The organism is Denitraticella aggregata, from assembly GCF_048158365.1.
Lineage (GTDB): Bacteria > Pseudomonadota > Gammaproteobacteria > Burkholderiales > Rhodocyclaceae > Azoarcus_F.
The window spans coordinates 1-20,521 of sequence record NZ_JBLLNL010000014.1 but is presented as its reverse complement, the minus strand read 5'-3'; the positions used below and the strand labels follow the sequence as shown (position 1 = coordinate 20,521).

The following is a 20,521-nucleotide window of genomic DNA, read 5'->3' as shown; positions in this document are numbered from 1 at the left end:
CCTTATTCCATCCGGGTCTGGTTCTGGCCGGCCCCGGACAACCGTACCGGCTCGCGTCCCATAACCCGCATCACCAGGTCGTCGAGCAAGGCGATGAAGAAGACCACGGTGCCTAACACCATCAGCATCTGCGGCATCCAGAGGGGGGTGGCGTCGATGCCCTGCGAGCGATCGCCAAACTCGTACGAGAACCAAGCCATCCTGGCCGTGTAGAAGGCCAGCGTACCCGTGATGGCCACACCGACCAGCAGGGAGAACCATTCCGCAACCAGCCGCATCCTGGCACCGAGCCGCTCCAGCAACAGGCTGACGCGGATATGCTCACCGTGTTTGAAGGTGTACGCCAGAGCGAGGAATCCGCAGGCTGCCATCGTATAGCCCGCATAGGCGTCGGTGCCGCGCAGGTAGATTCCGAGAGGGCGGCTGACGATACCTGTCGCAACGAAGAACAGGGTACCGACCATGCCGATCGCGGCGAGTCCGCCAACCGCACGGTACAGAAAATTGAGTACGGCTCTCATCGATGCCATTCTCCGGAAGGTCTGGGGGCGCGGTCCGGCAAGCGGGGCCGCGAAGGGCGCCGGACGGGGCGCGCCAGCACTTCGATGTGCGGGCACAGCGCCCGGTCCGGCCGGGAGAGCGCAGACGTCAGCGGGCGGCGCGATACGCGTCGAGGACCGCCTGCCCGTCGGCACCGACGCTCTGCACCCACTCGTCGGTCATCGTGTCGCCGATCTTGCGCAGTTCGGCATCGAACTCGGGCGACGGCGCGACGACGTTCATGCCATTGGCACGAAGCTGCTCCAGATACCAGTCGTTGCGCTCGGCGGAACTCGCCCAGCCACGGGTCTCGGCCTCGGCCGCGGCGGCCAGCACCGCATCACGTGTGGCCTGGTCGAGCGCGTTGAAATCGCGGGTGCGTACGAACACGACATTCTTCGGCAGCCACGCGCGCACATCCGCGTAGTACGACAGTTGCTCCCAGCTCTTGGAGTCGTAGCCGGTCGCCGACGACGTGATGTTGGCCGACACGACACCGGTCGACAGCGCCTGCGTCAGGTCGGCCGCCTGCACCGTCACCGGTTGGCCACCCATCAGCTCGATCATGCGTGCGACGGTCGGGCTGTAGGAGCGGATCTTCATGCTGCGCAAATCGCCTACCCCCGACAACTCGGTCATGGAGTACATGCCCTGCGGCTGCCACGGCACCGAGAAAAGCATCGTCAGGCCGGCCTTCTCGAGACGCTCATTGACCGCATCCCGGGAGACGTCCCACAGCACCCTCGCGTCCTCGTAGCTGCTCGCAAGGAAAGGCACATTGTCCAGCGCGAAGAACGGATCCTCGTTCGCCATGCCGGAGATGATCACCTCGCCGATCTGCGCCTGGCCGGTCTGCACCGCGCGACGGATCTCGTTGGCCTTGAACAGCGAGCCACCCGGATGAACCGTGATCTTGAGCTTGCCGCCGGTGGCCGCTTCGACTTCGCTCGCGAACTGCTTGATGTTTTCGGTGTGGAAATTGGTCGCCGGATAGGGCGTGGGCATGTCCCAGGTCGTCTGCGCGACGGCAGGTGCAGCGGCGACGAAGGAAGTGACAAGGGCAAGACCGATACAGCGCAACGCAGTGTTCATCGCAAGAACCTCCGAGAGAGTAGGGAGAAACAGGGTTCAACTTTGCAGACGACCCGAAGCGGGAAGCGCGTCGAAATTGGTCGTTGATAAAATATTGGTATTTCTATTATAATTTGTCAAGAAATCATTAACACAATGGAGATAAGATGCCAAAACCAACCCTGCACACTTCCAACGCACCCGGCGGCAGAATCGTGACATCCCAACATCTGATCTCACCCAAGTCACCCGAACTCTCCGAATTCGAGTTCGGCCTGATCATCGCGTGGCACGGCTTCGCACGCTGGATGATGCGTTGCATGGCCGCCTCCGGGGTCAAGGACATGGCGCCGACCGACGTTTTGGTGCTGCATCATGTTGCGCACCGCAGCACCGAGAAACGCCTGTCCGACATCTGCTTCGTGCTCAACATCGAGGACGCCCACGTCGTCAATTATTCCCTCAAGAAGCTCGCCGGCCTGGGTCTCGTGAAGAGCGTCCGCCATGGCAAGGAAGTCTTCTACTCGACCACGCCCACTGGAGACGACATCTGCGAGCGCTACCGCCAGATTCGCGAGGCTTGCCTGATGCCCGGTTATTCCGGCACCGAGACCGAGAACAAGCAGATCGGCGAGCTCGCGCGGCTGCTGCGGACGCTGTCGGGTCGCTACGACCAGGCCGCCCGGGCCGCCTCGACCAGCGCACCGTGACCCTGGGGACCCAAACCATGTCCGACCGACGGAACCATCGCATCCTCGACCTCGGCGACGCCGCATTCACGATCGAATTCGGCGACACGATCGACCCCGTCCTGCAGCGCCGGGTAAGGGCTCTCGATCTGGCGATCGACACGGTCCGACAGCACGGCGATCTCGAGGGCATCGTCGAGGCCGTGCCGACCTTCAGGTCGCTGACGGTGATCTACGATCCGCTGGTCACATCCCGCACGAAGCTGACCGCTCGCATTGCACACATCCTCGATGACGCCGACGAAGCGGTCACCGCCGATCCCTGCCACTGGCGACTGCCGGCCTGCTACGAAGGCGATGCGGCCCCCGACCTGGATGACGTTGCCCGCCGCATAGACGCTGACACGGCAACGGTCGTGCAACTGCATGCCGGTACCGAGTACGTTGTCTACATGCTCGGCTTTCTGCCCGGCTTTCCGTTCATGGGCGATCTGCCGGAACGGCTTCGTCTGCCCCGGCGGCACGAGCCCAGGGTTCGCGTACCCGCTGGCAGCGTTGCGATCGCCACTGGTCTGACCGCGATCTATCCGTGGGAAAGTCCGGGCGGGTGGCACCTGCTGGGGCGTTGCCCGGTGCGCCTGTTCGACCCGACGCGGACCGACCCTGCGCTGCTTCAGCCCGGTGACCGGGTGAGCTTTCTCCCGGTTGGGCGAGACGAGTACGACGCGCTCGCCCGGGAACTCGAATCGGGCCGGATCGACCCGCATCGCTGGTGCGACGTCGGCGCCGCAAGCATCGGACAGGCGCAAGCGTGAGCGCCGCTCTCACCATCGTTTCGGCAGGCGCCTACGCGTCGGTGCAGGACAAGGGGCGCTTCGGCTTTCGACGCATCGGCGTACCATGCTCCGGCACGCTCGACCCCAACCTTCTTGCCATCGCCAATGCACTCGCGGGCAATCCGGCCGGTCACCCGGCAATTGAGTGTTTCGACGGTGGACAGCAGTTCGAGGCCAAGCATGGCGCGGTACGGGTCGCCATTGCCGGTGACGTCAGACTCGAGATCACCGGCCCGGACGGGCCCCGCGCCGCGGCCGCCTGGCGCAGCCACGTACTCGAACCCGGCGACACGCTGCGCATCATCCGCATGGAACGCGGCCGGATCGCGTTGCTTGCCGTCTCGGGACTCGTGATTCCACGTCAAATGAACAGCGCCTCGACCTACGTCCGGGCAGGCCTGGGCGGCTGGCAGGGTCGCGCCTTGCACGCGGGCGATCGTCTTCCTGCCGCGGCGGCCGATGCCGCGCCGGCACGCTCACTGCCCCGGCCGCCTGAATACGACGACGATCCGATCAGACTGGTGCTCGGCCCGCAACACACGCATTTCGATGCCGTCGCGCGTGAAACCTTTCTCGGCCAGACCTACACCGTCAGTGCCGCTACCGACCGCATGGGCATCCGGCTGAACGGCGAGCCGATCCGTCACGACCTCGATCGCGGCCAGGAAATCGTGTCGGATGCGATCGTCCCCGGTGCGATACAGGTACCCGGCAACGGTCTGCCGATCGTGTTGCTCGCCGATGCGCAGACCGCCGGCGGCTATCCGAAGATCGCGACCGTGATCACCACCGACCTGCCCCGTCTCGCAGCCAGGCGTCCCGGCGAGCAGGTCCGTTTCGTCGCGATCAGCGCCGCAGAGGGCGAGTCGGCGGCACGGCAACAGGCGACGAAGCTTGCCGATGCGATCGCGTCGATCCGGCTCATCGCCGGCGAGGGCGTCGACCTGCGCGCGTTATACCAGAACAATCTCGTCGGCGGCGTGGTCGACGCGATCAACCCCGAATACATTCCGCTGCACGATCACGACGACTGAACCGTGGAGACAAGATGATGGAACTCAATCTGAATGCCGACCTCGGCGAATCCTTCGGCGCCTGGAAGATGGGTGACGACACCGCGATGCTGGGCATCGTCAACAGCGCCAGCATCGCCTGCGGTTTTCATGCCGGCGACCCGCTGGTGATGCGGCGCACGCTGCACGCGGCCAAAAAGTCCGGCGTCAGCGTCGGCGCGCATCCGTCCTTCCCGGACCTGCAGGGCTTCGGCCGGCGCCCGATGCAGATGGCCGCAGACGAGTTGCAGGCGATGGTGCTGTACCAGATGGCCGCACTGGCCGGCATGGCCCGCATCGAAGGCCTGGAGATGACGCATGTGAAGCCGCACGGTGCGCTGAACAACATGGCGGCCGAAGACGCCCTGATCGCGGGCCGCATCGCGAAAGCGGTCAAGAGCTTCGACCCCGGCATGATCCTGGTTGCACCGGCCGGCTCGCGGCTGGAGGACGCCGGCCGGCGGGAAGGCCTGCCCGTGGCGGGCGAGGTCTTCGCGGACCGGGCCTATACCGACGAAGGACATCTGGTGCCGCGCAGCCAGCCCGGCGCGGTGCTGACCGAAACCCGCGACTGCGTGCGTCACGTGCTGCGCATGCTCGATGCCGGCGGAATCGTGTCGGCATCCGGAAAGAAATTGCCTATGCCGTTCCACACGATCTGCGTGCACGGCGACAACGTCCATGCGGTCGAGGTCGCACGCGCCGTGCGCAAGGCCCTCGAAGACGCCGGCTGCGCGCTCAGGCCTCTGGCGGCGATGACGACGCTGCGCACCTGACCGGGCGGGCCACGGCCGGCAATCGGCCGCCCGCCAGGTTCATGCGATCAGCGGTTCTTGCCGACCTGGTCCCCGATGACGCCACCGATTGCGGCACCACCAGCGGTACCCAGCACCCCGCCGTCGGGCATCATTGGCTTACAATAGGGGCAAGTCTGATCGACGCATGCTGGTCGCGGACGATCCATCTTTCTCAGCGCATACGATGAACACTTCACCGCAATTGCCGGCAGCCAAAATGATCGACGCCCTCAGAATCTTTTCCTGCAGCTCCAATCCGCAGCTGACGTCCGAAGTGGCCGGGCAGGTCGGTATCGGGGTCAGCCCACTGGCCGTGTCGCGCTTCTCCAACGACAACCTGCATGTGCAGATCCGCGACAACGTGCGCGAACGCGACGTGTTCGTGGTTCAGTCGTTCTCCGAACCGGTCAGCGATCACATCATGGAGCTGTTGATCACGCTGGATGCGCTGCGCAGTGCGTCGGCGCGACGGGTGACCGCGATCATTCCCTACTACTCATATGCCCGCTCGGACAAGAAGGATGCCCCGCGCATCTCGATCACCGGCAGGTTGATCGCCGATATGCTCAAGACCGCCGGCGCCGACCGTGTGCTGACGATGGACCTGCACGCCGATCAGGTCCATGGCTTCTTCAGTGTTCCGGTCGATCACCTGAGCGCGATCCCGATCATCGTCGATCATTTCAGGCAGAACCACGACCTGTCCAACCTGGTCGCGGTCGCAACCGACGCGGGCGGTGCGAAGCGGGTCGGGCGCTTCTCGGAACGCCTGCGCGTGCCGATGGCGATCATCGACAAGCGCCGCATCAACGACACCGAGGTCAAGCAGGGCCAGGTCGTCGGCGACGTGAAAGGGCGTGACGTGGTGATCTTCGACGACGAGATCGCGACTGGCGGCACGCTGCTCGCGACTATCGCCACGCTGCGGGCCGCCGGCGTGCGCAGCATCCACGTCGGGGCGGTGCATGGCGTACTGTGCGGTCCGGCGGTGGAGCGGCTGCGCGATGCGGACATCGAATCGATCGTGGTCACGAACACTGTGCACGTCCCCCCCGAAAAGCGCTTCGACAAGCTGACGGTGCTGACCGTGGCGCCGTTGATCGCCGCCGCGATCGAGCGCATTCACACCGGCGAGAGCGTCGGCGCGCTGTTTCTGTAAGTCGGGGTACAGGTCACGCCAGACGCAGCTCGGCGGTGAACCGGACCCCGTCTCCGGTCTCGAGATTCTCGGCGCTCAGCGTACCACCGTGAAAGGCCGCGATCATGCGTGCAACATAAAGCCCGAGCCCGAGATGCGGCTCGCCACCACCTTCGCGCTTGCGCGCGGTCACCATGGACTCGAACAGGCGGCCCTCGAGCTCGGCCGGCAGCAACGGCCCGAGGTTGCTGACCGACAGCGCGGCGGTCGTCGCCATGAAACGCAACTCCACCCTGATCGGCGTGTCGGGCAACGCGAAGTCGGCGGCGTTCTCCACCAGCTTGTCCAGCATCTGGGCCGCCAGATCCGGTGCGCCGATCACCCACGCCGGATACGGCGGCAGCACCGACTCGAAGGACCGTGACGGGTAGGCCACGCGGTAGCCGCTGACGCATTCGGCCACCACAGTGCGCAGATCGAAGCGCTCAGTGTCGGTGGCCGCCAGCGCCTGCTCCATCCGGGTGGCCTCGCTCATGCGCGACAGGATGCGCGACAGCCGCGACAGACCGGCCTCGGCGCGCTCCATGTAGGTCCGTGCGCCATCGGGCAAGGCCTCGGCACGCAGGTTCTCCAGGGACGAACGGACCACCGCAATCGGTGTCCGCAGTTCATGCGACAGCCGGCTCGCCATGCTCTCCAGATAGGATTGATTGCGGGCGAGCCGCTCCAGCAGCGCCGAGAAGCTGCGGGACAGATCGCCGACCTCGTCACCGGCGGAAGAGCCGGCGCGCAGCGGCGAGATCCGGCCGCTGGCGTCGATCGCGTTCTCGGCCTCGTCGCGGAGTCGGCGGATCCGGAATGAAAGGCGCGACGCAAAACCGAACACCAGCGCCGCGGCGAATGCAAAACCCGCCATCGTCAGCAGCAGCAGGCGCTCGAGCGCCCGGTTGCGCAGGGACTGGATCGAATGGGTGCTCTCCTCGACGACGACCGCGCCGAGCACCTGGTCACCGCTCCAGATCGGGTGTGCGGCCGACACCACCAGCGTCGCGCCGTCGGCGCTGCGGCTGAGCCGCGATCCGGGCGCACCCATAAGCAGCGCGTCGAACACGTCGCGCCCGGTTGCGACCGTGTCCGGGTCGATCACATCCTCGAAATCCTCGCCCGGCGGCGGCATCATGCGTGCGAGCAGCGCATACCAGGCCCTGCGCCAACCCGACAGGCGCTCTGCCCGCTCGGTTTCGTCAGCACGCAGACTGCCGGCCAGCGCCAGCACGCGCAGGTCGCGGTTGATCACCCAGATCCGCGACGTGGTGCGCTCCAGTCCGCGCAGAATGGCCTCGACTTCGGCCACCGCGGGCTGGTCGGTCTCCAGTTCGCGCGCCGGCGCCGGGGCTGCTTCGACGAGTTCCTCACCGGGTAGCAACGCGATGGATGCGCCCTGGGCCGGTATACCGGTGCGCGGCCGCACGCGCATCAGCTGAGGCCGGTCGTGCAGTGCGGTGGCGACCGCGCGCGAGGTCGCCACCAGCGCATCACGCTGCCCCTCGAGCAGAAAGCCCTCCATCTCCTTCACATACCGGTAACCGACCCACGGAAGCGCGAGCAGCAGCAGCGACAGCACCGCCAGTTTCGAGCGCAGGCTGAAGCGTGGCCGGATCGACGCCTTCATGCCGTTCAGGCCTTCCAGCGGTAACCCATGCCGTAGACGCTCTCGATGCTGTCGAAGTCCGGATCGATCGCTGCGAACTTGCGCCGGATGCGCTTCACGTGCGACGTGATCGTGCCGTCATCGACCAGCCGAGCATCCTGCATCAGCTGATCGCGGCTTTTCACATGCCCGGGCGTCCTGGCCAGCGTATGGACCATCCAGAACTCGGTCAGCGTCAACGGCACCGGTTCGCCCTTCCATTCCGCGACGAGGCGCATCGTATCCAGCCGCAGCGCGCCGCGCGCCAGCATCTCCTGCTGCGGCTGCGCTTCGGCGAGCGCCTCGACACGGCGAAACAGCGCCGCCACCCGCGCCAGCAGGTGCTGCAGGCTCACATCCTTGGTGAGATAGTCGTCCGCACCGAGTCGCAGCCCGGACACGATGTCAAAATCGCTGTCCCGCGCGGTCAGGAAGATGATCGGCAGTCGCACCGACATCGCCCGAAGTTCGCCGCACAGCGTGAACCCGCCTTCGGGCTCGTCGCCCAGGCCGATGTCGATGATCGCCAGATCCGGCAGACGGTTACGGAACGCCGCGAGCGCGGAGGGCCGGTCGGCATAGGCCACGACCTCGTAGCCCTGGCGCGTCAAGGCCTCCGCGTAGTTTGCGCGGATCGCTTCCTCGTCCTCGACGATTGCGATGCGACGTCCCATGCTTTCTCCATGCGGCCGGTACCGGTGCGATCCGACCCGACCTGCGGACGACTATACCATCGCGTCCGATCCCGTCCGCCAGCCACCCCCGACGCTCCGACACAGTGCCATCTTTCTGCCACAATTGGCCTGCGGTTTGCCATGTTTGCTCCGGTTCGCCGACGCTTTGAGGGCTTTAAATGCAGCCATCGCCCTCCCACTGGAGAACATCATGGACACAGCGACCGCGCTTCACACCAACGACGGCGACGAAGTCGAAAAACCGGGTCACTTCGCCAAGGAACTGTTCGGCCTCATCGCGCGTGTCATCGCGACCGCGTTCGCGATCAACGTCGTGCTGATAGCACTCGTACTGCTGCTTTCGGGACAAGCTGTGGCGGCACAGGCGCAGCCTGCTGGCGCACTCCGCACCCAGAACCTGACGCAGGCGACCGCCGAAAGACCATGCATGACGCCGAGCCCGCGCGACCAAGAACTGATGCTGCTGCACCGGATGTCGCTCGGCGCGCAGGGCGGCTGGCAGCCGGTCCGCCAGGACAACTGACATGCGTCCATTCAGCAGCTGTCAGAACTGCCGAAGCTGCGACTTTCTCGGTGTCGAATGCGCATGGCCGGCCAGTCACTGCCTCGGCCCGCATCCTGCCACCGTAAACAGGCGTCGGGCGCGCAGGATGCGGCTGCTCGTGCTGGGCACGACGACCATCGTCGTCGCCGGTCTCGCCTGGCAGTTTCTGGCCTGAGCGGACTCACCGGCTCGCCTGCGCGTCGGGCTCCTGCAGGCGCCGGGTGAGCACCGGCAGACGCGCCAGCGTCGCGATGACGACGAACGCGAAGGCCAGGCGAGTCCACAGGATGCCCGACAGATCGGCACCGAGCAGCACGATCAGCGCGGGCACCATGACCTTGAGCAGCGTCACATAAACGGACGCGACCTCCGAGCCAAAGGCGACCAGCCTGGTGAGCAAACCGTCGCGCGCAGTTGCATTCATCGTAATCGTCGTCGAGCCCGGCGCACCGGTGCGCTCGGATCCGGAGACTCTATCACGGCATCGCCGATCGCCGGATCACCACTTCGGGGCACCAAGTATCCCGTAAAACCGACCTGTCGGCGCCGAAACGGCCACAACGTTTCCGTCCCTACCGGGACCTGTGAGAAACTTCGTGTGCAGGTCGTTTCGAACCATGCCCGGATCATCGTGCCGGTTCCGCACACCGCCTCGCGCCGCGCGCCATGCAGGCACCGCGGCACGAAGCCTTGCCCCGGAGGCCGGCTGCATCGCTCGTCGCGACTCGAACCCCGATTGCTTTGCCGCCCGCTGGCGGCGAAACGGAGCACAACGTGACCGAAGCCACACGTGCGAGCCAAGACCCCGATCCCGGCGCCTCCAGGGCCTATGCCGGCGTGCTCACCGAAACGCGCGAGCTGATACGCAGCCGCGCCTGCACTGCGCTTGCGAACCTGCGCGCGTCGCTCGAGGAGGATATCGAGGAACGCAAGCTAGGTGCGCTCGAGCCCGACGTCGAGAGAATGCTCGGCGAACTGCAGACGCAGCTGCGCGTGCAGGGCGAAGCGCTCGAGCGCAGCTTCGCCAGCGCATTCGACCATGCGTTCGGCGAACTCTCCCGCAAGCGCCACGGCAGGACCAGCGATCTCTACGGCAAGCATCATCATGGCGAGATCGAGCTGTCGCTGATCGACGACCAGGAGTTCTCCGAGGCGCTGACCGTCAAGGGCCAGGCCAACGTGCTCTACGGCGCGTGCGAGACCGAACTGAAGGATCTGCTGCCACGAATCGCGTTGATGCTGGGTGCAGCGTCCGAACTGGACGCATCCGACAATCCCGCCGGCCCCGAAGCCGTGTCGGAGGCGCTGAAGGAAGCCTGCTGGGCCCTCGACTGCCCTCGGCCGGCCAAGGAAATGCTGTTCGAGATGATGACGCGCAAGCTTGCGCCGGAACTGAACACCATCTATCGCGACATCAACCAGCTCCTGATCGTGCGCCGGGTCCTGCCGCGCATCCGCCATGGCGTCAGGCGGGGCGGCGTCGAAAGAAAACGTCCGTCGGCACGTGCGCGCCCGCCCGAAGTCCAGGCCGACGCCGCCGACGTGCTCAGGCAGTTGCTGTCGCAGGGTGACCCCGAACAGACGCAGGGTTTCGGCGGATTCGGAAGTGGTGCCGGGTCAGATTCCGGTTTCGCAACCCGATCCCATGCCAACCCCGGCATGATGCAGCTGCTGACGCGACTGCAGATGGGCGAGACCGACGTCGAACTCGGCGACGGTCAGTTCAACATAGACACGACCGCCGCCGCGACGATGAACGTGCTCCACGGCCTGCTCGATGCCGGTGTCGGCAAGCACCTGGGCCCGGTGGACAACATCGTCATCGACGTGGTCGCGACACTGTTCGACTTCATCTTCGACGACGACCGTGTCCCGGAGGTGATGAAGGGGCTGATCGGGCGCATGCAGCTCCCTGTCCTGAAGCTCGCACTGGCCGATCACAGCTTCTTCTCCAACCGCAATCACCCGGCGCGCAGGCTGATCAACGCGATGGCCCAGTCGGCCTCGACCTGGGACGGCGAGCTCACGCCCGAGTCGACCCTCTACAAGGCCGCCGAACCGCTGGTGCTGCGCATCCAGAACGAGGCCTGCGAGGACAGCAGCGTGTTCGCGTCCTGCCTGGCGACGATGGAGGCCTTCCTCGCCGAACAGGAGCAGCAGGCGGACCAGAAGGCGGCCGCGCTCGCCAGCCGCCTGACCGCCCGCGAACAGCTCGAGATCGCGCGTACGGTGGCCGAGGGCGCAATCTCCGCCTATGTCGCCGACGACGACGTCCCCGAGGCGATCAAACGCTTCCTGTCCGATCACTGGCTCGGGGCACTCACCGAGGCGGCCCGGTCCGGCAGCGAGGACGGGCGGCAATGGACCATCACCGTCACCACGATGGACGAGCTGGTATGGAGCATCCGCCCAAAGCATGGCGCGGAGGAGCGCCAGCGACTGGTGAAGATGCTGCCGCAGCTGCTAGGCGGTCTGAAGGCAGGCCTGGAGATCGCCGGGGTGGACGCCAGCGTCCGGGAGGCCTTTTTCGCCGAGCTGGTGAAACTGCATGCGGTCGCGGTCCGTGCCGGCATGGCGGCCCCCACCCCTGGTGTATCGAACCCCGCCCCACCACCCCGGCCGGTCGCCCCACCGCCGGCGCCACCCTTGCCAGAACATGATGCCGACGAGCTCGACATGCTCGAACGTGGCACCTGGATCGAGCTACGCCTCGAATCCGGCGAGCGACGCGCGGTACGCCTGACCTGGATCAGTCCGGCCCGCACGATGTATCTGTTCGCGAACCGGCAGGGACAGCGCGCGCTCGCGCTCACCCGCTCAGAGCTGGCGCGCAAGTTCAACACCAATGAGGCCGCGCTGGTGGATGACGAGCCGCTGATGGACCGGCTGGTCGCGGACGTGCTCGACGACTACAAGCCTGCCGGCGAAGGGGTAGCGCGATGAGCGGCCTGGCCGAACACAGGGCACCGCAGGAGGTCTTGCGCGACATCCGCGCCTTCCTGCTCGGCGCCGAATCCCTGCCGAGTCCGCGCGGCACCGCGCTGAAACTGGTCGAGATCGCCAGCGACCCGGACTCGTCGCTCGACGATGCGATGAACATCGTGAAAACCGACCCTGCCCTGACCGCCTTCACGCTGCGCGCGGCCGCGTCTGCGCGTTTCTACGGCATGAGCGACAAGCTGGACCTGCGCCGTGCGATACAGCGGCTCGGCCTCAATGCGATCCGCTCGCATGCGCTGACACTGTCGCTGGTTTCGCAGCGCGATCTGCGCAACTGCCCGGGCTTCGACTACGGCCGGTTCTGGGTCGGCGCACTGCATACCGGCATCCTGACCGAATCACTGGCCGACCGCTGCATCCGGCGTCCCGAGGGCGACACCTTCTCGCTCGGCCTGCTCGCCGACATCGGCCGGCTCGCGTTCGCGACCGCGGTTCCGGACGAATACGCGGCCCTGTTGCAAACCGCACGCAGCACCTCGCGGGATCTGGGGGACCTCGAGCGCGAGACCTTCGGTTTCGATCATCACGAGCTGTCCTCGGTGCTGCTCGCCGACTGGCAGCTGCCGACCACGATGGCCGATCTGGTCTACTGGCAGACCGATCCCGAGGGTGGCGGCTTCGCCGCAGGTTCGCCCCGTCACCAGTTGGCAAGCGTACTGCAGCTTGCGCGCAGCCTCAGCGAGGTCGCGCTGAATCCGGGGCGAGAGCCCGAGAATCTCGCGACGGCAGCGCTGCGCGCCGCGATTCTCGACCTCGACCCGGCCGACATGCACGCCGTCCTCGAGGCGTCCATCCCACCGCTGCGCGAATGGACCGCGCTGGTCGGACTGCCGGTGCCCTCGGTGTCGTCGAGCATCGGCAAGGGCTGAACGTTCGGGGCGCCGGGCGCGCAGCTGCGCATCACCCCTGGCGCACGAGCGCCGGAGGCGGCACAGGCTCGGGTTCCACCGCGCCGGAGCCGCGCCAGAATCTCAGCATCAGCGGCTTCGCGCTCAGTCCGTGCAGGAAGATCGACAGCGTGACGACGACCAGGGTCAGGTGGATCAGCTCCACCGCCATCTGTTCCTCCAGCCCCTGATTGATCGCGTACATCAGGTAGTACAGCGACCCGATGCCACGCACGCCGAACCACCCCGTCATCGCACGCATCCTGAGCGGCACGCGGGTCAGGCCAAGGCCGCCGACCACGCTCAGCGGACGCACGACGAAGAACACGAACCCCGCCAGCGCCACCGCTCGCCAGCTCCACGAATCCAGGAACAGCATGCCGCCCAGCAGCAAAACCAGAGCCACCTCGGACAGGCGTTCGAGGTGCTCCTTGTAGACCAGCGCCCCCACGCCGACCTGGGGCACGCTCAACGCGACCGGCTCGTCACCCCGGACCGGCACCGCATCCCGTTCGGCCAGTCTGAGCTCGGTCTGACGGAAGGCCACCGCGGCGGAGAACACCGCCAGAAATCCGCCGGCCCCGACCAGCGAGCACAGCCCGAAGATCACGCCGATCATGCCCAGCCCGAGAAAATCCTCATGCCCGCTCCAGTCAGGATCCTTGCGCCGCAGCCGACTGGCCAAGTGGGCGATGCCGATCCCGGAGAGCACGCCGATCACGACGCCGCCGACGCCCGCCCACAGCACGTCGATCAACAACCAGCGACTTCCGAAGTCACCCAACTCGTGCAGGCCGAGCAGGCCCAGCCCGAGCATCGCGAACGGAAACGCGGTGCCGTCGTTCAAGCCGGCCTCGCAGGTCAGATTGAAGCGCAGGCGATCCCGGTCTCCGGGGTGGCGGATCTGGATGTCGCTCGCCAGCACCGGATCGGTCGGCGCGAGAATGGCGCCCAACAGGACTGCGAGACCCAGCGGAAGGCCGAGCACCAGGTACGCGAATCCTGCGATCAGCCCCACCGTGATCGCCATCGACAGGAACGCGAGCAGAAACGGCGTGCGCCAGCGCCCCCAGCTGACCGGCGCCGGCATCTTGATGCCCGCCGAGAACAGCGCCACCAGCACCGCCGCTTCGGTCAGGACCTCGAGCAACTCGGACTGCTTGAGCGGATTGAAGTGGAAGACGCCCAGAAGGGATGGTCCGAGAATCAAGCCGACCGCCAGATAGACGATTGCGGGCGTGAGCGGCAAGCGACGCATGTTGGGCGCCAGCAGCCTCATCGTGAGCAGCATCCCTCCGACGAGAATGAACCAGCCTGCCATGCCGAAACTCATGAAATGCCTCCTTGTATGGGTCGAGACCCGTCCCAGTCGCACCGAGAGTGACCTACCGCAGATGCGGCGGGCACACGATGCATGCTCCCACAGTGCGCTCGCGTCAGGTGTTTCAGAGTTTCTGGAGGATTGACCGAGGTTTCAGCGGCCGCCAGCCGCGCTGGCGGACATGCGGTACGGCATCGCCGGTCGGCTGGAAACCCGCGTGATACGGGCTATCTCGGACACACGGAGCAAGACGGCCGGCTCGCACGTCAGCGACGCCGACTGGTCATGTCGGCTCGGCATGATGCGCCAGGCCGGGGGCACACTTGTTACGGCGTGTTCGCGTTCGCGGACGGACAAAGCCCATCGGACCTCATTTACAGATGGCGGGGCAGCCCCTGGGCGTCTCCTCGGAGTCCGCAAAACATGCACCGCCCGGACCCGAATAACACGGGCCGCCCGGACCGGCGTAAGCGGCGCCGCCCGGGTCGGTCGCGCCCCGCCCTCCCTTGCCCAGACCATGCATCGGGCCGCCCGGGCCGGCATACATCGCCCCCCCCGGGCCCGCATACATGGGTCCACCAGGACCGGCGTAACAGCCCCCCCCCGGACCAGCGTAGCACGGGCCTCCCGGCTCCGCGGAACCTTCGCACTTGCAGTCATTCTTCGCGAGCGCTGGCCCCACTGCGAACAGTGCAAGCAGGAACACGACGATTCGGCCCAGCTTCATTTCCGAACTCCTTCATCTGATCTATAAAGCATAGTGTAATTGCGCCATGACGCGCCTGAAAGCCGGTGCCCGTAATAAGCGGCGGCCATCGACCGGCCCGCGGCATCGGACGCCGCCGGGCAAGCCCGGTATGATTGACGCTTGAACAACACCAAGGAACGCAAATGAGTGTCGAAATCAACAGCCTGTTCGGGCTCATCTGGCTTCTCGTCGTGATATGGGCGATCGTCAAGGTGGTCCAGAGTTCGGCAACCCCGCTGTCGAAGGCCCTGTGGATTGTGATCCTGTTGCTCTTGCCGGTGGTGGGTTTCATCATCTGGTGGCTGGTCGGGCCGAAGTAGCAGCGCAGGCCGATCCGCGCTTGATCAGTTCGACATAGCCCGAGACCTCTTCCTCGCAATCCGCGGGGGCCGCGAGCAGATCCTCAGCCCAGGCGAGTTCGTCGTAGGCGATCCACGATGACGCCTTGTCTTACCTCCTGGTTCGGTCGCTCTTGGCGATGTGCGAGCCTACTGCTTCAGGAATTGGGGTACCCTTCGCTCGCCGACGCTCGAAGAACCCTCGAGTGCGCTTGCCAACTCTCGCGTGACCTGCGCCGCTGAAACCTCTTTGCATCCGCTTGCATTCTGCCCCGCCCACAGCGGCGAGAACGCACTGCTGCCCAGGCTTTCGGCCTTCGCACGCAAGGGTGCGATCGCGGCTGTTGCCAAAGGAAAGGCGGGGGCGGCTCGACTGATGGAACCGAGCTCGCGCATCAGGAGGTTCACGATACCGCGCGCCGGCCGGCCGCTGAACAGGTTGGTCAACGCAGTGGCGCGGGCGGCGTCGCTTTTCAGGGCCGCGCGATGCAGCGCACTCGTAGCGGCTTCCGGGCACAACATATAGGCGGTCCCGATCTGCACGCCGGCGGCGCCGAGCGCGAGCGCGGCCGCCACACCCCTGGCGTCCGCAATGCCGCCTGCGGCGATGACCGGGACCTTCACTGCCTGCACGATCTGCGGCACCAACGCGAACGTGCCGACCTGCGTATCGAGATCCTCCGACAGGAACATGCCCCGATGCCCGCCCGCCTCGAGCCCTTGCGCGATGACGGCATCGACGCCATGCGCCTCCAGCCACAGCGCCTCGTCGACAGTCGTGGCAGAGGACAGGATTCTGGCGCCCCAGCTTCGTACCCGCCCGAGCAACTCGGGCGCGGGCAGGCCGAAATGAAAGCTCACCACCGGGGGTTTGAATTCCTCCAGCACGTCCGCGGTTTCGGCGCTGAAGGGCAAGCGCCCGGGTCCTGCGACGATGGCGTTTGCATCGATTCCGTACTCGTCGAAAAATGGTGACAGCGCTTGCCGCCAGATCCTTTCACGCTCGACATCAGGTTCCGGCGGCACGTGACAGAAGAAATTGACGTTGTAAGGCTTCTCGGTCTGCCGCCTGATCGCCGCCAGTTCGTGGCGCAAGGCATCCGCGCCGAGCATCGCGCACGGAAGCGAGCCGAGACCACCCGCGTTGGAGACCGCAACGGCAAGCGCGTGTCCCTGCACGCCCGCCATCGGGGCCTGAATGATCGGAAGCTCTACACCAAGCAGACTCCTGAACCGGTCCACGATCTCCGCAGGCGGTCTTTCGATGGTTTGATTGATCATGGTAAGCACTCCGTCCATCCTGCCGGTTGCGACTCCCGCCGGACCGTAGAAAAATCAAGTTAACCAGCGCGTCGCCACGAGGGCTCGACCCGAATTCAGGCGTCGCCTGAGCAGCCGGTTTCGCGCCGAGCCCCGCACAGCGAGTCGTCCGCCCGAACAAAGCAAACCACGTGCCGTTGAGAGTGAAGAACGCAACCTCTGGCGGCGATTCCATGCGTGGGGTTCATGGAGCGCTTACGATCGAGTTGGCGAGACACCCCTTGGCAAGACTTTCCGTTGGCGGCCACTGCCGCCAGTAGGGCTCGCCGATAAGGATGATCTCTCCGGGACGGAGGCTCCGCATCAGAAGCTCGATGGTGCCGACGACTCCCCCGGCTATCCAAGTGACCCCGACACAGGCTGCCACATCGGCCTTCTCGTCAGAGACATGGCCGGCAGCATCGCCATAGATGAACTCGACTCGATCGGCGACGCCGAGTTCTTAAGCACGCAGCTCTGCTCTCCAGCGGAAGTGAACTTCTCGCGCTCCCATGGCCTTATCCGGCAGTGGCAATGCATGTTTCGACACCGGGATTGAGAAAAATCAGCGCGTCACAATGGTCCATGATCGGTTCGATAATGTCCACGTGACACGAGGGCAATCTCACCGGCGGCAATGAAGCGCAGCGGAATCGCCGTCCGGTGTAGCGTCGTGTTAGATGGTTCCATGCACGTTCGTGCATCAGCCGAGAAACTGGTTGATGCAATCCCCGATTTCATCCGGCTTCTCGTCGATCAGCCAATGACCAGCGTCCTTGATCCAGACAAGTTCTGCATTCGGAATCGCTTCGACCAATCTTGTGGCATATTCAGGTTTTTGAAAGGGATCTTTGTCACCCCACATCACGAGCGTTTGATGTGGGAGGTGCTTAAGTTCGTCAGCAACAGCCTGGGTATATTCCTTGTTCAACCGCCTAAGATTACGAAAAAATGCCTGCTTGCCGTCTTCGCTTGACCAGGGCGCAAGATAGAGATCGATAAGTTCATCGGTCATGATGCTCTTGTTATATACGCCATTTGGCATAAAGTCTCTCATCATACTGACAAAGTCGCTCAGACTCATTCCCGACTCCGCTTCCGGTTTCTGTAACGGCTCAAACTCTGGTATGGGCCACGAGTCAAAGCAGACACAATCCATTAAAACGAGCTTGCGAATTTTTTCCGGATGATGGGCGGCCATCAACTGAGCAACGCCGCCTCCGATATCATGCGCCACGATATCGGCTCGTGGCGTGCCGAAGGCATCCATAAGTTTTACGAGCATGTGGCTTTGGGCATTGATGGATACATCCGCGTTTTTCGGTTTCGCGGATTGGCCATAATTGAGCAGATCAGGAGCGATGACGCGATGGGTTTTTGCAAGTTTTGGAATAATATCTCGCCACATGAGGCTATTCGTCGGAATCCCGTGAATCAGGATTACCGGACTACCCGCCCCCTGTTCCCGAAATGCAATCTTGTGCCCATCAATGTACGTATGGTTTTCTGTGATTTGAGTGTTCATTGAGTCCGCCTTTATGGTTGGAACTGATGATCTTGAGGCCAGCTAACGATCAAGCTCACCGGCGGCAATGAAGCGCAGCGAAATTGCCGTCTGAATGCAGCGACTTGTTATCCCGTTCATCCAGCTGGGTTTTCGAAACCGAACCGTTCTCCGGATTTCCATGCCTCTCGGTCATTGCCCTCATTCGGGATCCCGCCAGACTCCTTGAGCAACCGTGCGAGATGCATGCAATTCCAGGTCATGATCGTTGTGTTGCGCTGCGTGAAATCATTGTCGAAGCCGACACGTCCGCCGTTTTCCGTCGGGTCGCCATACGACGGTCCGGGACCTGCCTCACCAATCCACCCGCAATCGGCTTGTGGCGGCGTTGTGTAGCCTAGGTGATTTAGCGCGAATCCGATAGACATTGCTGTGTGCTTGATTCCATCTTCGTTCCCGGTGATCACGCAACCTGCGACCTTACCGTAATAAATCGACTGACCCTTATCGTTAAGCTTACCAGACATCGCATATAGCCGTTCGATCAGTATGCGGCAGATCGAACTCTCTTCGCCTAGCCAAATCGGAGTCCCCACAACGAGAATTTCTGCCGCTTTTACCTTCTCCCAAATCTTAGACCATTCATCTTTTTCCCATCCATACTCTCTCATATCTGGATAAACGCCCGGTGGAATGTCATGTGCAGCCAGATGCACGTGTTCGACCGAGACGCCGTTCTTTTCCATGATCGACGAGGAAGCATTTAGCAGCAACCTCGTATGGCTATCCTCTGCCTTCTTTTTTAGGGACGTGTTGATGAATAGGGCATTGAGTTCCGTAAATGTCGTCATGGAGTACTCCTGATCAAGATGGGGCAGCGGGATAACGTCAGCCCTGCTGCCGCGGCACGTTAATGACGTCCGCAGCAGGGCATTGTTTTGAAATCATAGTCCCTGGAATTCAAACGGATCGGACTCAGAAAAACTCTCAAGCGCATTGCCTCCATAGACTTGCCCAGCGTCCAAAGCGAGCTTCATGACGGGCTCACCGGCTGAAAAATTCACTTGCTTCAGGTCAACCCAGAGGACGTTCGGCGTCAGGACGTTCTCGAAGTAGTAAACCAGGCGCTTCTGATCCGCAACGACCCGCCAGCGAGTGCTTGATATATGCGGCTGTCCTTCCGTGGATATTCCATAGGGCACCGATACATTCCGAATGACGCTGAACACACTAGCCACCGAGAGAAGAGGATCGCTGGTTTGCGGGATAGCATTGATGTAATAGGATGCCCGAACAAAGCGATCCGATGCCCGATTGCTTCCGGGAAGGAATGTTGTGCCAGGTATATTCTTCCAATAGCTCGAAATGGCCAACTGCTCCTCGAATAGCGGATCATTTGTCATGACCTGATAGGATGAATCATGGTGAATCACCAACTTTCCATCTACATATTCAAGAATAGCACTATCACCGGTAGCGTCAGATATCGAAAGGTGAACCGTTGTGAATTTATCCGTTCCGGGAATGAAGTCGGTAACGACGACAAAATCCTCTTTTCGTAAAGCCTCAACGGCCTCATTCACAGTGGCATAAATATCGAGTACGTATTGTGCCCATGCGGCAATGGTCAGTCCTGTTTCTCCGCCTTCCTTATCAAAAGCGGGGTATTCCGATTGAACCAACCATAACATGTTGGCGACCAGACCTTTTTCATTCATGCCGTCAGGCGTGGCAATGTCCCATGAACTCGCGGCGATACTGCCGTAGCGCGACACCCATCGCAGGGAATTCGGACCGACCTGCCCATGTCGTTCCATGCCTCGGGGGAAAATCCACAGATTGGCAGGAATATCGATAGAAAAATCCATGGTTCTTCCCGTAAGAACTGTCTGTTCTGGCCCGATGTATACAACCCGCGTGCAGGCGTGCGCTTCAACAGCAAAGGCGAAGACAGCAACGAACAATACGGATATCAAAGGCTTCATCATTTTTTTCATCTTATTTCTCCTTCACAACGTGTTGTAGACGTCAATTTTGGCGTGTATTCCGGAGCCTGCCGTGTATTCCAACAGGCACGTCATGTGGATTTGTCATTGAAAGCATGGCCATCCTCGCTATACTGTATTTATAAACAGTAAGCGTCATTCGCCCGAACTCGCCGTTGCGCACGCATGCACTTCGAATCGCCCACCGCGCCTCCTGGACCTGCGCCGCGAACGCATCCCGTTACACGCACTACAGCATAAGGACGGAGCAGGCCTACGTCCATTGGGTGCGTGCATTCGTCCGGCAACAGGGAATACGGCATCCACATGGCATGAGCGTGGCCGAGGTCGAGGAGTTTCTTTGCTGGTTGGCCAACGAACGTAAGG

General features: G+C 63.5%; 20 protein-coding genes and 2 pseudogenes. 11 read left to right on the top strand and 11 right to left on the bottom strand.

Annotated features, from left to right (window positions below):
- Positions 1-2 precede the first annotated feature (2 nt).
- A complete protein-coding gene (locus tag ACKVEX_RS14675; RefSeq protein WP_473216486.1) occupies positions 3-521 on the bottom strand; it encodes a TRAP transporter small permease in 519 nt (172 codons plus the stop codon).
- A gap of 127 nt (positions 522-648) precedes the next feature.
- Positions 649-1,632, bottom strand: coding sequence for a TRAP transporter substrate-binding protein (locus ACKVEX_RS14670; RefSeq protein ID WP_473216485.1), 984 nt, complete (start codon positions 1,630-1,632; stop codon positions 649-651).
- 194 nt (positions 1,633-1,826) lie between these two features.
- Here ACKVEX_RS14670 and ACKVEX_RS14665 point away from each other — a divergent pair, with 194 nt between their 5' ends.
- From ACKVEX_RS14665 to ACKVEX_RS14645, 5 genes are all read left to right on the top strand, one after another.
- The gene (locus tag ACKVEX_RS14665) at positions 1,827-2,321 is read left to right on the top strand and encodes a winged helix DNA-binding protein (protein ID WP_473216484.1); all 495 of its coding nucleotides are present in this window, start codon (positions 1,827-1,829) and stop codon (positions 2,319-2,321) included.
- 17 nt (positions 2,322-2,338) lie between these two features.
- Positions 2,339-3,115, top strand: coding sequence for a 5-oxoprolinase subunit PxpB (gene pxpB, locus ACKVEX_RS14660; protein ID WP_473216483.1), 777 nt, complete (start codon positions 2,339-2,341; stop codon positions 3,113-3,115).
- The gene (locus tag ACKVEX_RS14655; protein WP_473216482.1) at positions 3,112-4,170 is read left to right on the top strand and encodes a 5-oxoprolinase subunit C family protein; all 1,059 of its coding nucleotides are present in this window, start codon (positions 3,112-3,114) and stop codon (positions 4,168-4,170) included. The genes pxpB and ACKVEX_RS14655 overlap by 4 nt, the downstream gene beginning before the upstream one ends.
- Positions 4,171-4,184: 14 nt before the next feature.
- Complete coding sequence (locus ACKVEX_RS14650; RefSeq protein ID WP_473216481.1) at positions 4,185-4,964, top strand: LamB/YcsF family protein; 780 nt, start codon at positions 4,185-4,187, stop codon at positions 4,962-4,964.
- 238 nt (positions 4,965-5,202) lie between these two features.
- The gene (locus ACKVEX_RS14645; protein ID WP_473216480.1) at positions 5,203-6,144 is read left to right on the top strand and encodes a ribose-phosphate diphosphokinase; all 942 of its coding nucleotides are present in this window, start codon (positions 5,203-5,205) and stop codon (positions 6,142-6,144) included.
- A 13-nt stretch (positions 6,145-6,157) separates the two neighbouring features.
- On the opposite strand, the gene ACKVEX_RS14640 is transcribed toward ACKVEX_RS14645, so the two are convergent.
- Positions 6,158-7,795 (bottom strand): ATP-binding protein, encoded by a 1,638-nt coding sequence (locus tag ACKVEX_RS14640; protein ID WP_473216479.1) that lies wholly within the window; start codon positions 7,793-7,795, stop codon positions 6,158-6,160.
- Positions 7,796-7,800: 5 nt separating this feature from the next.
- Positions 7,801-8,487, bottom strand: coding sequence for a proteobacterial dedicated sortase system response regulator (gene pdsR / locus ACKVEX_RS14635; protein ID WP_473216478.1), 687 nt, complete (start codon positions 8,485-8,487; stop codon positions 7,801-7,803).
- Positions 8,488-8,698: 211 nt separating this feature from the next.
- On the opposite strand from pdsR, the gene ACKVEX_RS14630 reads away from it, so the two are divergent.
- Positions 8,699-9,031 carry a hypothetical protein gene (locus ACKVEX_RS14630; protein ID WP_473216477.1) on the top strand — a complete coding sequence of 111 codons (333 nt, stop codon included), beginning with the start codon at positions 8,699-8,701 and terminating at the stop codon, positions 9,029-9,031.
- A gap of 1 nt (position 9,032) precedes the next feature.
- On the top strand, positions 9,033-9,227 hold the full coding sequence (locus ACKVEX_RS14625) for a hypothetical protein (protein WP_473216476.1): 195 nt from the start codon (positions 9,033-9,035) through the stop codon (positions 9,225-9,227).
- 6 nt (positions 9,228-9,233) lie between these two features.
- On the opposite strand, the gene ACKVEX_RS14620 is transcribed toward ACKVEX_RS14625, so the two are convergent.
- On the bottom strand, positions 9,234-9,476 hold the full coding sequence (locus ACKVEX_RS14620) for a hypothetical protein (RefSeq protein ID WP_473216475.1): 243 nt from the start codon (positions 9,474-9,476) through the stop codon (positions 9,234-9,236).
- A gap of 350 nt (positions 9,477-9,826) precedes the next feature.
- On the opposite strand from ACKVEX_RS14620, the gene ACKVEX_RS14615 reads away from it, so the two are divergent.
- Together ACKVEX_RS14615 and ACKVEX_RS14610 are read left to right on the top strand one after the other, a co-directional pair.
- Positions 9,827-11,995, top strand: coding sequence for a DUF1631 family protein (locus ACKVEX_RS14615; RefSeq protein WP_473216474.1), 2,169 nt, complete (start codon positions 9,827-9,829; stop codon positions 11,993-11,995).
- A complete protein-coding gene (locus tag ACKVEX_RS14610; RefSeq protein WP_473216473.1) occupies positions 11,992-12,921 on the top strand; it encodes an HDOD domain-containing protein in 930 nt (309 codons plus the stop codon). Before ACKVEX_RS14615 ends, ACKVEX_RS14610 begins: the two co-directional genes overlap by 4 nt.
- A gap of 31 nt (positions 12,922-12,952) precedes the next feature.
- On the opposite strand, the gene ACKVEX_RS14605 is transcribed toward ACKVEX_RS14610, so the two are convergent.
- Positions 12,953-14,272, bottom strand: coding sequence for a cation:proton antiporter (locus tag ACKVEX_RS14605; RefSeq protein WP_473216472.1), 1,320 nt, complete (start codon positions 14,270-14,272; stop codon positions 12,953-12,955).
- 879 nt (positions 14,273-15,151) lie between these two features.
- Here ACKVEX_RS14605 and ACKVEX_RS14600 point away from each other — a divergent pair.
- Positions 15,152-15,328, top strand: a complete 177-nt coding sequence (locus ACKVEX_RS14600; protein ID WP_473216471.1) for a PLDc N-terminal domain-containing protein — start codon at positions 15,152-15,154, stop codon at positions 15,326-15,328.
- Between the two features lie 168 nt (positions 15,329-15,496).
- On the opposite strand, the gene ACKVEX_RS14595 is transcribed toward ACKVEX_RS14600, so the two are convergent.
- From ACKVEX_RS14595 to ACKVEX_RS14575, 5 genes and pseudogenes are all read right to left on the bottom strand, one after another.
- On the bottom strand, positions 15,497-16,627 hold the full coding sequence (locus tag ACKVEX_RS14595) for an NAD(P)H-dependent flavin oxidoreductase (RefSeq protein WP_473216470.1): 1,131 nt from the start codon (positions 16,625-16,627) through the stop codon (positions 15,497-15,499).
- A 238-nt stretch (positions 16,628-16,865) separates the two neighbouring features.
- Positions 16,866-17,108: pseudogene (locus ACKVEX_RS14590) on the bottom strand (class I SAM-dependent methyltransferase); the annotation flags it as partial.
- Positions 17,109-17,348: 240 nt separating this feature from the next.
- The gene (locus tag ACKVEX_RS14585) at positions 17,349-18,170 is read right to left on the bottom strand and encodes an alpha/beta fold hydrolase (RefSeq protein ID WP_473216469.1); all 822 of its coding nucleotides are present in this window, start codon (positions 18,168-18,170) and stop codon (positions 17,349-17,351) included.
- 116 nt (positions 18,171-18,286) lie between these two features.
- Positions 18,287-19,000, bottom strand: a complete 714-nt coding sequence (locus ACKVEX_RS14580; protein ID WP_473216468.1) for a flavodoxin family protein — start codon at positions 18,998-19,000, stop codon at positions 18,287-18,289.
- 93 nt (positions 19,001-19,093) lie between these two features.
- Complete coding sequence (locus ACKVEX_RS14575; RefSeq protein ID WP_473216467.1) at positions 19,094-20,146, bottom strand: linear amide C-N hydrolase; 1,053 nt, start codon at positions 20,144-20,146, stop codon at positions 19,094-19,096.
- A gap of 275 nt (positions 20,147-20,421) precedes the next feature.
- On the opposite strand from ACKVEX_RS14575, the pseudogene ACKVEX_RS14570 reads away from it, so the two are divergent.
- Positions 20,422-20,521: pseudogene (locus tag ACKVEX_RS14570) on the top strand (integrase); the annotation flags it as partial.